The organism is Pseudomonas petrae (assembly GCF_021728295.1).
In the GTDB taxonomy this organism is placed as follows: domain Bacteria; phylum Pseudomonadota; class Gammaproteobacteria; order Pseudomonadales; family Pseudomonadaceae; genus Aquipseudomonas; species Aquipseudomonas petrae.
Genome location: NZ_JAKJXE010000018.1, coordinates 62,393 through 75,245 on the forward strand (window position 1 = coordinate 62,393; position 12,853 = coordinate 75,245).

The window sequence follows — 12,853 nt, forward strand, 5'->3', positions numbered from 1 at the left end:
CGATCCATGGGCGCCCGCCGATGCGAGTGGACACCATGAACCCTTACGAAAACGAAGGCCTCAATGCCATCCGCGACGGCGTGCGCGCGCTGTGTGCTCAGTTTCCGGCCGAATACTGGCGCAAGATCGATGAACAGAAAGGCTTCCCGGAAACCTTCGTCAAGGCGCTGACTGATGAAGGCTGGCTGTCGGCGATGATCCCCGAAGAGTACGGTGGCTCCGGGCTGGGCCTGGCGGAAGCCTCGGTGATCCTCGAAGAAGTGAACGCCTGCGGCGGCAATTCCGGCACCGTTCACGGCCAGATGTACAACATGTTCACCCTGTTGCGTCACGGCAGCGACGCGCAGAAAAGCTACTACTTGCCCAAACTCGCCAGCGGCGAACTGCGCCTGCAATCCATGGGCGTGACCGAGCCCAGCACCGGCACCGACACCACCAAGATCAAGACCACGGCGGTGAAGCGGGGCGACAAATACGTGATCAACGGACAGAAGGTCTGGATCTCCCGCGTGCAGCATTCCGACCTGATGATCCTGCTGGCGCGTACCACGCCGCTGGCCGAGGTGACGAAGAAGTCCGAAGGCATGTCGATCTTTCTGGTCGACCTGCGCGACGCCATCGGCAACGGCCTGACCGTTCAGCCCATCGCCAACATGGTCAACCACGAGACCAACGAGCTGTTCTTCGACAACCTCGAACTGCCCGCCGACAGCTTGATCGGCGAGGAAGGCAAAGGGTTCCGCTACATCCTCGACGGCCTCAACGCCGAGCGCGCTCTGATCGCCGCCGAGTGCATTGGCGACGGCCGCTGGTTCATCGAGAAGTCCGCGGCTTACGCCCGTGATCGCGTGGTGTTCGGCCGCCCGATCGGGCAGAACCAGGGCGTGCAGTTCCCCATCGCCGAAGCGCACATCGAAATCGAAGCGGCGGACCTGATGCGCTGGCGTGCCTGCGAGGAATACGACAGCGGCAAGAACGCCGGTGCCAGCGCCAACATGGCCAAATACCTGGCGGCAAAAGCGTCATGGGAAGCGGCCAATGCGTGCCTGCAAACCCATGGCGGTTTTGGCTTCGCCTGCGAATACGACGTGGAGCGCAAATTCCGCGAAACCCGTCTGTATCAGGTCGCGCCGATCTCCACCAACCTGATTCTTTCCTACGTCGCCGAGCACCTGCTCGACCTGCCGCGCAGCTTCTGAGGACGCCGAAATGAGCCACACCCAGGCATTGGCGGGTTTCCTCGCCGAGCTGACCTACGAGCAGATTCCCGGCGTCGTGCTGGACCGTACCGAAGACCTGTTCCTCGACTGGATCGGTTCGGCGCTGGCCAGCCAGGGCGCGCGGCCGATTCCGTTGTTCGAGCGCTACGCCGAACGCATGGGCCCGCGAGAGGGCAAGGCGAAGATTCTGGTCAGCGGTCGCGGCACCTCGGCGTACTTCGCCGCGCTGGTCAACGGCGCGTCTTCGCACCTGGTCGAGCAGGACGATCTGCACAACAGCTCGGTGCTGCACCCGGCGACGGTGGTGTTCTCGGCCGTGCTCGCAGCGGCTCAGGACCTCGGCAAAACCGGCCAGGATTTATTACTGGCGTCGGTCGCCGGTTACGAAGCCGGTATTCGCATCGGCGAATTCATGGGCCGCTCCCACTACCGCATCTTCCACACCACCGCGACGGTTGGCACCCTCGCTGCTGCGGTCGGCGTCGGCAAGCTGCTGAACTTCGACAAAGAGCAGTTCATCAGTCTGCTGGGCACGGCGGGCACCCAGGCCGCCGGGCTGTGGGAATTTCTCCGTGACGCAGCCGATTCCAAACAGCTGCACACCGCCAAGGCTGCGGCCGATGGACTGCTGGCAGCGTACCTCACCGAAGACGGCCTGACCGGCGCACGGAATATTCTCGAGGGCGATCAGGGCATGGCGGCGGGGATGTCCAGCGACAGTGATCCCGCCAAGCTGTCCGACCGTCTGGGTAGCCGGTGGGCGCTGGTCGAGACGTCGTTCAAGTTTCACGCTTCGTGTCGCCACACCCATCCGGCGGCTGACGCCTTGCTCCACCTGATGCAGCGCGAAGGCCTGCGCCATGACCAGATCGCCAAAGTCGTCACCCGCGTTCATCAGGGTGCCATCGATGTGCTCGGCCGGGTCGATGTACCGCAGACCGTGCATCAGGCGAAGTTTTCCATGGGCGCGGTGCTCGGGCTAATTGCGGTACATGGCAGTGCGCAGTTGATCGAGTTCCGCGACCTGGCGCTGACCGATGCCGACGTCGCCGCTTTCCGCGAAAAGGTCACGATGGAATTGGACCCGGAAGTCGACGGCGCTTATCCGGCGCGCTGGCTGGGTCGGGTGATCGTGACCACCACCGATGGCCGCACCCTCAGCGCCGGCATCGATGAGCCTAAAGGCGATCCGGGCAACACCCTGTCGCGGCCTGAGCTGGAGGACAAGGTTCAGCGCCTGCTCGCGTTCTCCGGCGCACGCACGGTGGCGCAGGGCACGGCATTGATTCAACGGGTCTGGCAGTTGCGCGATGCGCAGGATCTGACCGACCTGATCTAACAGCAAACGCATTCCCCTTGTAGGAGCGCGCTTGCCCGCGATTGCGGTGTGTCAGAGACATCGCCGGTGACTGGCACACCGCAATCGCGGGCAAGCGCGCTCCTACAAGGTTCTCGCCCGCCATGGGCTATGAGGTTTACGAACATGACTCAACAACCCCCGCGTCCTCTGGACGGCATCACCGTCGTCAGTCTCGAGCACGCCATCGCGGCGCCGTTCTGCACACGGCAACTGGCGGATCTGGGCGCCCGCGTGATCAAGATCGAGCGCCCCGGCGTCGGCGATTTCGCCCGTGGCTATGACCAGCGCGTCGACGGCCTGGCCTCGCATTTCGTCTGGACCAACCGCTCCAAGGAAAGCCTGACCCTGGACCTCAAGCAGGAGGAGGCCGGCGACATCCTCGAGTCGCTGCTCGCCAATGCCGATGTGCTGGTGCAGAACCTGGCGCCCGGCGCCGCTGCTCGCATGGGTCTGTCATTCGAAGCCTTGCACGCGCGCTTCCCGCGCCTGATCGTCTGTGACATTTCGGGCTATGGCGAAGGCGGGCCCTATGAGAAGAAAAAGGCCTACGACCTGCTGATCCAGAGCGAAGGCGGCTTCTTGTCGGTCACCGGTGGCCCTGGCGAAAACGAGATGGCCAAAGCCGGTTGCTCCATCGCCGACATCGCTGCCGGCATGTACGCCTACACCGGGATTCTGTCGGCGCTGATGCTGCGCGACAAGACCGGGGAGGGCAGCCGCATCGACGTCAGCATGCTGGAAAGCCTGGTGGAGTGGATGGGCTACCCGATGTATTACGCCTACAACGGCGCGCCGCCACCGCCACGGGCCGGTGCGTCCCACTCGACGATCTATCCTTACGGTCCGTTTCCCACGGGCGGGGGCGGCACGATCATGCTGGGCCTGCAGAACGAGCGGGAATGGGCGCTGTTCTGCGACAAGGTCCTGCTCGATCCGGCGTTGGCCACCGACGAACGCTTTTCCGCGAACTTCAAGCGTTCGGAAAACCGTGAGGCGCTGCGGCAGATCATCGTCGACGGCTTCGCTTCATTGAGCGTCGATGACGTGGTTGCCCGTTTGGAAGACGCGCAGATTGCCAACGCCCGGGTCAACGACATGCAAGGCGTCTGGGACCATCCGCAGCTCAAGGCGCGTGACCGCTGGCGCGAAGTCGACAGCCCGTCCGGCCCGCTGCCGTCGCTGCTGCCGCCGGGCCACAACACTGCATTTACGCCGCGCATGGACGGGGTGCCGGGCCTGGGCCAGCACACCGGCAGCATTCTCGGCGAGCTCGGGTTTTCGGCTGAAGACCAGGCGCGGATGGCGGCGGGCGGCGTGGTCTGAGCCTCTCCCTTGCCGCGCGGGCCCGTCGTCACGGCTTGCAACTGTAGGAGCGCGCTTGCCCGCGAAGTGGCTGCAGCATCTGCCACGTCTTCAGCGGATGAAATGCAGTCGTTGCGATCAAGCGCCCAAAGAGTTGGGATGACACCCTTTTTCAGGAGCTTCAACCATGCCGCAAACCATCATCCGCTCCGCACTGTTCGTCCCCGGCAGTCGCCCCGATCGTTTCGCCAAAGCGCTGGCGGCGGGCGCCGACGCGGTGATCGTCGATTTCGAAGACGCGGTTGAAGAACCGCTCAAGCGGCAGGCGCGGGACAATCTTGCGGCCTTTTTGAACGACCACCCCCAGGCCTCCGTATGGGTGCGGGTCAATGCGCCGATTCATGTCGAACATACCGATGACTTGGCGTTCTGCCGGCAGCACGCTGGCGTCGCCGGGGTTCTGCTGCCGAAAGTCGAAAGCGCAGCTCACGTGGCGGCGGTCTGGCAGACAGGCAAACCGGTCCTGCCGATCATTGAGAGCGCCAAAGGCCTGCTGGCCCTGGAGCAGATCGCCCATGCCGAGGGTGTCGAGCGTTTGTCGTTTGGCGGGCTCGATCTGGCGCTGGACTTGAATCTCAACAGCGGCACCCACGCCGCGCAGATGTTTCTCGATCAGGCGCGGATGTCGGTGCAACTGCATTCACGGGCCGCGGATTTACTGCCACCGCTGGACGGTGTGCACCCGGCCATCGGCGACCCTCAAGGCCTGCACCGCGCCATTCGCCACGCCTACGATATGGGTTATGGCGGCGCGTTGTGCATCCATCCCGCCCAAGTGCCCGTGATCCATGCTGCCTTGGCGCCCAGCGCTGATGACCTGAGCTGGGCACAAAAGGTGATCAACGCCAGCGCGGCGGCTAATGGGGCGGGGGCGTTTCAGCTGGACGGGCAAATGGTCGACGCGCCGGTGTTGCTGCGGGCCCGGCGTTTGCTCGCGCTGGCGGCGGGGTGAGCCCAGTCGCCGTCGGAGCGCGGCTTGAAGGTTGATCGCGTTCGGCAACCCCGAACGCCGGCTTTCACAAAAGCAGATTCTCTAAACACTGGGGCTTCGTCATGGTGGAGTTGCACTATGCTGATGCGGTCTACCTGCTCCTGCCAACATAAGCTCCTACAAAAATAAAAAGGTGATATCGATGTTGAAGCTGACCAAAGCGCTTTTCTGCGCGGCCGCAGTGTCTGTGGCCAGCCTTGCACAGGCCGCTGACCCGATCACGATCAAGTTCGCCCACGTGGTGGCGGAAAACACGCCGAAGGGGCAGGGCGCGTTGCTCTTCCAGAAGATGGTTGCCGCTGACCCGGCCTTGAAAGACAAGGTCAAAGTCGAGGTCTACCCGAACTCCTCGCTGTTCGGCGATGGCAAGGAAATGGAAGCCCTGCTGCTCGGCGACGTGCAGATGCTCGCGCCGTCCCTGGCCAAATTCGAGCAGTACACCAAGAAAGTGCAGATTTTCGACCTGCCGTTCCTGTTCAACGACCTCGCTGCCGTCGACCGCTTTCAGCAGGGGCCGCAGGGCAAGGCATTGCTGACCTCGATGGACGACAAAGGCATTCACGGTCTGGCGTATTGGCACAACGGCCTCAAGCAACTGTCTGCCAACAAAAAGCTGGTTGAACCGAAAGATGCCCGTGGCCTGAAATTCCGCGTGCAAGCATCCAGTGTGCTGGAAGCTCAATTCGTCGCCCTGCGCGCCAACCCGCGCAAGATGAGCTTCGCCGAGGTCTATCAAGGCCTGCAGACCGGCACCGTCAACGGCACCGAAAACACCTGGTCCAACTACGAGAGCCAGAAGGTCAACGAGGTGCAGCCGTTCTTCACCGAGTCCAACCATGGCCTGATCGACTACATGGTGATCACCAACTCCAAGTTCTGGAACGGCCTGCCTGCAGACGTGCGTGATGAACTGCAAAAGATCATGGATCAGGTCACCGTCGAGGTGAACAAGCAGGCCGAAGCACTGAACCAGACGGCCAAGCAGAAAATCATCGACGCCAAAACCAGCGAAATCGTGACGCTCACCCCCGAGCAGCGCGCGAAATGGCGCGAAGCCATGAAGCCGGTTTGGGACAAGTTCTCCGAAGAAATCGGTGCCGACCTGATCAAGGCCGCCGACGATTCGAACAAGGCGCCTTGAGCCCTTCAATCGTTTCTCGATAACAGACCGTGACGGCCCGGCGGGCACCCGATTTACGGGCGGCGCGCCTCCACGGCCGTCTCTATACCCGGCTACGTTCGGCTTCGTTCGGAGAATGCTTATGCACCCGCTGACGCGATTCTGGGAGCATCTGGAGGAGGGCATCATTGCCTTCCTGCTGGCTGCCATGACCCTCGTGACGTTCGTCTACGTGGCGTTGAACAACATCTACACCCTGTTTTATTCCCTCAGCGACCAATGGGCGGTCAGCAGCGACTTTTTCGCCGGCATCGGTGACCACCTGATGGGTTACGCCCAGGGCATGACCTGGAGCGTGGCGCTGACCAAAGCCCTGTTTGGCTGGCTGATCTTCTTCGGGATTTCCTACGGCGTGCGCACGGCGGGCCACCTGGGCGTCGACGCGCTGGTCAAGAAAACCAGCAAGCCGGTCCAGCGAATCCTCGCGATGCTGGCCTGCGCCTGCTGCCTGGCATACGCCGGCCTTTTCCTCGTCGCCAGTTACAAGTGGGTGGCAGCGCTGTTCATGGCCGGCATCGGTGCCGAGGACCTCGATCGGTTCGGCATCAAGGTCGCCTACATCGCCGTCATCGTGCCGATCGGCTTTGGCCTGGTCATCGCGCGCTACCTGGAAATCCTCTACCGCATCTGGACGCACCGGCAGACCGGTCTGGGTCTGGCCGACGAAGCGGCTGAAGCGAGCAAACTCGCCAACCCTGCCGAGGAGCAGCACCGATGACCGTTATCTGCCTGTTCCTGCTGTTATTCGTTTTCATGTTCCTGGGCGTGCCCATTGCCATTTCCCTGGGGTTGTCCGGCGCTGTTTCGATCCTGCTGTTTAGCCCGGATTCGTTGAGTTCGCTGGCGATCAAACTGTTCGAAACCTCCGACAGCTACACCTTTCTGGCGATTCCGTTCTTCCTGTTGTCCGGCGCCTTCATGACCACCGGCGGGGTCGCGCAGCGGTTGATCGATTTCGCCAATGCCTGCGTCGGCCACATTCGCGGCGGCCTGGCGATTGCGGCGGTGTTGGCGTGCATGCTGTTCGCGGCGTTGTCCGGTTCATCGCCCGCGACCGTTGCAGCCGTGGGTTCCATCGCCGTCGCCGGCATGGTGCGCTCCGGTTACCCGAAGGCATTCGGCGCCGGGATCATCTGCAATGCCGGTACGCTGGGGATTCTGATTCCGCCTTCCATCGTGATGGTGGTTTACGCCGCCGCGACGGAAACTTCTGTCGGCAAGCTGTTCATTGCCGGTGTGGTGCCCGGGATCCTGCTCGGCGTGATCCTGATGGTGGTGATCTACATCGTCGCCCGGGTCAAGAAACTCCCGGCCCAGCCACGGGTGACCTTCCGCCAATGGCTGCACACGGCGCAACGCGCGTTCTGGGGTTTGATGCTGCTGGTCATCATCCTCGGCGGGATCTACAGCGGCATGTTCACCCCGACCGAAGCGGCGGCAGTGGCGGCGGTCTACTCGGCGTTCATCGCGCTGTTCGTCTATAAGGACATGAGCTTCAAGGACTGCCCGAAAGTGCTGCTCGAATCCGGCCGGCTGTCGATCATGCTGATGTTCATCATCGCCAACGCCATGCTGTTCGCCCACGTCCTGACGACGGAGCAGATTCCGCAGCAGATTACCGCCTGGGTCATCTCCGAAGGCCTCACCCCGATCGGCTTCCTGATCATGGTGAACATCGTGCTGCTGGTCGCGGGCAGCTTCATGGAGCCTTCGGCAATTATCCTGATCCTGGCGCCGATCTTCTTCCCGATCGCGATGAAACTCGGCATCGACCCGATTCACCTGGGTATCGTCATGGTCGTCAACATGGAGATCGGACTGGTTCACCCTCCGGTGGGGCTCAACCTGTTCGTGACGTCAGCGGTGACCGGCCTGACATTGGGCGAGACCATTCGCGCGGCGCTGCCATGGCTGTCGATCCTGCTGGTGTTCCTGCTGCTGGTGACCTACGTGCCATACATCTCCCTCGCGCTGCCGAACTGGCTGGGGATGCCTTGATCAATGGCGTTGCTGAATGGGCTTAAGATCAAGATCACAAGCGTCTGCCTAGGGGCAGACGTTTCGCCTTCGGCGACTTACTTTTGAAAAGCACCAAAAGTAAGCAAAAGTGCCTGCTCCTGGTTGGGCCCTTCCTTCGTCAGGGTTCCTTCACTCCGGTCTCGCTCCGTGGGCCCGCCGCCATCCGCCATCCGCCATCCATGGCGGGGGGCGGCTCTCGCGGCATCCATGCCGCTCGGCCCACGGACCGAGACCTGCGTTCAGCCTGCACCCAAGTCGCGATTGGCGGTGTCTGGGCTATTTGTGTTTGAAAATCAAAAGCGCGCTTAGTAGGACCGGCTTTAGCCGGGAAGAGGCCCGTTCAGGCGCTGACATTTTCGATCGTTCCCACGCTCCGCGTGGGAATGCATTCCGTGACGCTCCGCGTCACTTCTCCAGGCCGAATGCGCGTCGTCTGAGGGACGCGAAGCGTCCGGGGCGGCGTTACCACGCGGAGCGTGGGAACGATCAGACAGTGAGAGCGCGGTAACCCCAATTGTAGGACCGGCTTTAGCCGGGAAGCTTTTGCTTTTGATCTTCATACGCAAAAGGCCCAGACGCCGCCAATCGCGACTTGGGTGCAGGCTGAACGCAGGTCTCGTGGAGTGGGTCGAGCCGCATGGATGCGGCGAGAGCGCCGTTGCGGACATGGATGTCCGTTCGGCGCGGGCCCACGGAGCGGGACCGGAGTGAAGGAACCCGACGAAGTCGGGCCTAACCAGGAGCAGGCACCCTTGGTTACTTGGGGGTGGTGCGACTTTCGACTTTTCCAAGTAACTCGCCGAAGGCGAAATGTCTGCCGTTAGGCAGACGCTCTTGATCTCTACGACTCACAAACCCGCTTTCCGGCAGACGAAAAAAAATCCACGCTGTCTCTAAGAGAACAGCGCGGATCTTTAATCAATCACTCAATCAATGCACAAACAGTGCAATCAAAATAATAATCGGGATTGGAATGCCGAGGAACCACAAAAGTAGTGAACGCATGATGACTCTCCTTGATCAGCGAATGCTGGAAGTATTGGAATAAGCACGGGTTTCGACATACGTCACCGCATCACGACGACGACCACCCCAGATGGCAGCAAGGCTTGCCACGAACGCACCGCACAGCAGCGAAACGAAAGTCCAAAGCGCAGCCGTTGCAGCGGCCTTCGCGGCAGCGTCGGCAGCCTGTTGCGCTTTCAGCTTGGCATCTGCCACAGCCTGCTTGGCCTGACCGTAAACCTGATCAACACGCGCCTGTGCATCGGCCTGACTCATGTTGGTACGCTGAGCGACCAGTTGTGCCAGGTAGGTACGGTCTTCCGGAGCCAGCTGACCATCGTTGGCCATCGTCTTGGTGAAGATACGCACCACAACGCCGTGAGCAGCGTCATCGCTGACAGCGGCAGGACGATCATCGCGGAACAGCGAATCGATGTAGTAACCGTATTGATCACTGCTGGTATTGCCCGCTGCAGAACCGGCCGTAGTGGCGGCAGTACCTGCAACACCGGCAACCGCAGTAGCGCCGGCTTTCGCGCCGCTGCCCACGATGCCGCTGACCGAACCCACGATCAACACGGCAGCCACCAGCGTAGCGACAGCCCACGACAGGAAGCCGTGCGCGGTGTCACGGAAGTACACTTCGTCACCGTGCATGTTGGCCCATTTGACGCGCAGGCGACCGGCGAGGTAACCGCCAAGACCGGAGGCCACGATCTGCGTCAGCGCCAGCCAGACGACCGTGGAAATACCGATGGTCTTCGCGCTGGCGCCTTCGTTGGCCCAAGGCGACATTGCCGAGAAACCCAGGCCTGAACCCAGCAGAACCAGGATAAGGGACAGCGCGGCGGCGCCAGCAGCGCCAGCAAAGATGGCGCCCCAGGACACGCCCGAGACCGAGGAGGATTCTTCTACAGCGGCAGGATAAGAATCAGGTGAGACGTTCATTGTGCTGCTCCGTGCGAATGATGTTGTACTTCTCCCCATTACGGTGCACTGCCTGTGCCAGCCACTGATCCGAATAAAACATCAATGAAATCAAAGGCCTGTAAAATTCATAAGCCCTTGGGGCCGTGCAAAATGCATGAATGTCGCCCGCCAACGGATGCGTTCTGCCCGGTGACGGGATTTCCATGACTGTCAGAGGTTTGCGACCGTCTCCTGTGGCGAATTCCGCCAACTTGCAACATTCCGGCACATTTAGGCCTGAATGGTGTCTTATAACGTCAGCCCCGCGGGTTGACAGCTATAGTCCGCCCACGGCTCCTGTTTCTTCGAGAGGTAACCCAGCATGTTTGTCCATCGCCCCCTGGAAGAAAAAGACGTCCCTTTCATATGCGACATGCCCCAGAGCATTGACGAGCTCTTTTATATGTTCCCCAAAGCCGTATTCCCGTTGACCCCGGAGCAGCTGAACGAATCCATCGAGCAGCGCTCGGACAACACGGTCATCGAACTGGACGGCCAGGTCGTGGGATTCGCCAACTTCTCCCGCTATGACTTCAGAGGCCGTTGCTCCATGGGCAACGTCATCATCGACCCCCGCTTTCGCTCCAAGGGCGTTGGCCGTTACATGATCGGCTGCATGATGGAACTGGCGTTCGGCAAACACGAAGCGGCAGAACTGACCGCTTCCTGCTTCAACCATAACGTTCCCGGATTGCTCTTCTACCCCAAGCTGGGTTTCAAACCCTTCGCAATTGAAGAGCGCCAGGACAAGAAGGGCGCTCGCGTTGCCCTCATTCACCTCAAGTTGCCACGCAGCTAATCCAGCGACCGCTAAATGAAGTCACTCGTCGGGCGCCCCAGGGATGTCCGACGAATGGCTGAGCACATTCACCCGCTTAGTCTTGCCGAATAATCCGCTTGCCCCGCCCATTAAACGATTAATGGGGAGCGTTCTGCTTCGGTGAATCGATTTTGCAGAGGCAACCAGCGTCTGGCGCAATTCAGTGCGGGCGATGGCAGTTGTTTGCTTCACTTTGGGGCGGGGCGTATAACTTGGATATCCCTGATTGCCGGATGGCCGACGGGGTACGGGAAACATTTCCAACGTCGTGGAAGTGGTTACTAATAGTCAGGCGAGTGGCTGAAAGCATCACCCAGTCCTGCCTGTGGAGGATTGACGATGATTGCCTGCACGCTCTCTAACCTTGAACTGCGCAGCATTATAGAAAGTGCGTTTCTGCCCCTGCGGTGTAACTGCACCGTGTTGGAAGACCTGATGACCGTTGAAGTCATCGACCCCGCCACCGAGCATGTCGACTTGTTCGTTTCCAATATTGCTCTGGACTCCCTCGATAACAGCCACGCTTTGTGCGTGCTTATTCGAGACCTCCAGGCCGAACTCGAAAAGGCCAGGCATTATCCCCACGCATTGGCGAGCTGAGCGCAGGGCTCTAGCAATAATCGCCGTTCCGCCTTATGTTGGTCTGCATCGGCCCGAAGCGGTCAGGCGGGATATTGAGGAATTGCATGGCGCACGCGCAACCCGAGATCGAGGCGTTGAAACAGCAGGAACGAGCGGCGCCCTTGCGCCGTCGTCGCAAGATCATGATCGGCGTCGGTTGCCTGCTGGGTGTTGTGGTGGTAGGCGCGGCGACCATCATCACGATGCTGGAGCACCTGGAAACGCGCAATGCCAGCTTCCGACCGCCCATGACATCCCTGGAGCGGGAACAGCTCCTGCCGCCGGAGCCAGTGCTGGAAGTCAAACCTCAGGTGGAAGGCCTGCGCTACGGCGCCGCCATTTTGCCGGCGAATCAAACGGCAAGCGCCGAGTCCGCCACGCCTGAAGGAACGTCAGCCTCGGCAGCGGCGCTTCTTTTCAACTCGCCGCCTCTACCTCCTGCCCCGTCACTCCTTGCCGCTCCTGGTATTCGATCCGGCAAACCGCTAGGCGTCGCTCAGGCAATCCACGTGCATAACGGCGCGCGGTAGGGTCATCCTTTCTCAATGCATCCGGCGACGGTGCTCATTCTCGAAGAGCAGCTTGAACTGCTCTTCGCCGTTCTCTTGAACCGCGTCGTGCTCACGAACAGGCCCTGCTTCGATGCGGCCATCCATTGCAACGCGGATGATCGCTGACTTGGGCAAATAATCCGGGACGTCTCCGATAATCGTCAGTTCGCGCAAGCTGTGGCCGTCGTGCTCTATGGTGGCGAGTCGCACTCGACAGGTTGCCTGCATCGGAATAGGCCCAAATAGCGTGTCCCGCGAATAATCAATTTCGGCGATGCTGCACCGACGGGATTTATCAGCATTCATTCGTTCACCTCTCTGTCCATGGGAAAGTGTTCAGGCATGGCAATGGAGGCTTGGCAGGCCGGAATAGTTCTCATCGGGGCTTGCGATAATCCCCCATTCATCGGATACGGCCGTGCATGCCTGTGCTTTCCGGGAAAGTGATTGGAGTCAGCAGGATTAACAATTCTGACGTCAATAAATACGGTGGAACGTCAACAGTTATAGGAAATTACAAGCGAAGGGTAACGCTAAAGCACGCTGCATTTCGCGAAGAAAGTCGCTTATATCCGTCAGCGACCTGCTAACTGAAATTAAATTGCCAAACCGTCTTATTTTATAAATCCATGGGCGTTTGTGAGTGTGACGGATTAATGGCGTCAATTTTAATAAATATATATTAATCAATGATTTATGTATGTAAATAGCTGGATGCTGCGCTTTCTCAGAAAATTGACACTTCGGCTGTTCTT

12 protein-coding genes are annotated in these 12,853 nt (G+C 60.5%); 10 read left to right on the forward strand and 2 right to left on the reverse strand.

The features are described 5' to 3' along the window. Positions 1-35 precede the first annotated feature (35 nt). The 7 genes from L4G42_RS23655 (at position 36) to dctM (ending at position 8,111) form a co-directional block, all read left to right on the forward strand. Entirely contained in the window at positions 36-1,199 is a 1,164-nt protein-coding gene (locus L4G42_RS23655; RefSeq protein WP_237253824.1) for an acyl-CoA dehydrogenase family protein, read from the forward strand. Between the two features lie 10 nt (positions 1,200-1,209). Next, entirely contained in the window at positions 1,210-2,559 is a 1,350-nt protein-coding gene (locus tag L4G42_RS23660) for an MmgE/PrpD family protein (RefSeq protein ID WP_237253823.1), read from the forward strand. 144 nt (positions 2,560-2,703) lie between these two features. Further along, positions 2,704-3,903 (forward strand): CaiB/BaiF CoA transferase family protein, encoded by a 1,200-nt coding sequence (locus tag L4G42_RS23665; RefSeq protein WP_237253822.1) that lies wholly within the window; start codon positions 2,704-2,706, stop codon positions 3,901-3,903. A 166-nt stretch (positions 3,904-4,069) separates the two neighbouring features. Then, positions 4,070-4,894, forward strand: a complete 825-nt coding sequence (locus tag L4G42_RS23670) for an HpcH/HpaI aldolase/citrate lyase family protein (RefSeq protein WP_237253821.1) — start codon at positions 4,070-4,072, stop codon at positions 4,892-4,894. A 181-nt stretch (positions 4,895-5,075) separates the two neighbouring features. Further along, entirely contained in the window at positions 5,076-6,074 is a 999-nt protein-coding gene (locus L4G42_RS23675) for a TRAP transporter substrate-binding protein (protein ID WP_237253820.1), read from the forward strand. A 121-nt stretch (positions 6,075-6,195) separates the two neighbouring features. After that, entirely contained in the window at positions 6,196-6,831 is a 636-nt protein-coding gene (locus tag L4G42_RS23680) for a TRAP transporter small permease (protein WP_237253819.1), read from the forward strand. Next, the gene (dctM, locus tag L4G42_RS23685) at positions 6,828-8,111 is read left to right on the forward strand and encodes a C4-dicarboxylate TRAP transporter large permease protein DctM (RefSeq protein WP_065989499.1); all 1,284 of its coding nucleotides are present in this window, start codon (positions 6,828-6,830) and stop codon (positions 8,109-8,111) included. Before L4G42_RS23680 ends, dctM begins: the two co-directional genes overlap by 4 nt. A gap of 1,041 nt (positions 8,112-9,152) precedes the next feature. Here dctM and L4G42_RS23690 read toward each other — a convergent pair. Further along, on the reverse strand, positions 9,153-10,085 hold the full coding sequence (locus L4G42_RS23690) for a hypothetical protein (protein ID WP_237253818.1): 933 nt from the start codon (positions 10,083-10,085) through the stop codon (positions 9,153-9,155). 343 nt (positions 10,086-10,428) lie between these two features. Between L4G42_RS23690 and L4G42_RS23695 the strand changes: the two genes are divergently transcribed. The 3 genes from L4G42_RS23695 to L4G42_RS23705 all read left to right on the forward strand — a co-directional run bounded on the left by L4G42_RS23695 (position 10,429) and on the right by L4G42_RS23705 (position 12,077). Further along, positions 10,429-10,905 (forward strand): GNAT family N-acetyltransferase, encoded by a 477-nt coding sequence (locus tag L4G42_RS23695; RefSeq protein ID WP_237253817.1) that lies wholly within the window; start codon positions 10,429-10,431, stop codon positions 10,903-10,905. Positions 10,906-11,265: 360 nt separating this feature from the next. Further along, on the forward strand, positions 11,266-11,526 hold the full coding sequence (locus L4G42_RS23700; RefSeq protein WP_237253816.1) for a DUF1652 domain-containing protein: 261 nt from the start codon (positions 11,266-11,268) through the stop codon (positions 11,524-11,526). 86 nt (positions 11,527-11,612) lie between these two features. Then, on the forward strand, positions 11,613-12,077 hold the full coding sequence (locus L4G42_RS23705) for a hypothetical protein (protein ID WP_237261252.1): 465 nt from the start codon (positions 11,613-11,615) through the stop codon (positions 12,075-12,077). Positions 12,078-12,089: 12 nt separating this feature from the next. Here the strand turns inward: L4G42_RS23705 and L4G42_RS23710 are convergent, their stop codons facing one another. Beyond that, on the reverse strand, positions 12,090-12,404 hold the full coding sequence (locus tag L4G42_RS23710; protein WP_237253814.1) for a hypothetical protein: 315 nt from the start codon (positions 12,402-12,404) through the stop codon (positions 12,090-12,092). Between the last annotated feature and the right edge of the window lie 449 nt (positions 12,405-12,853).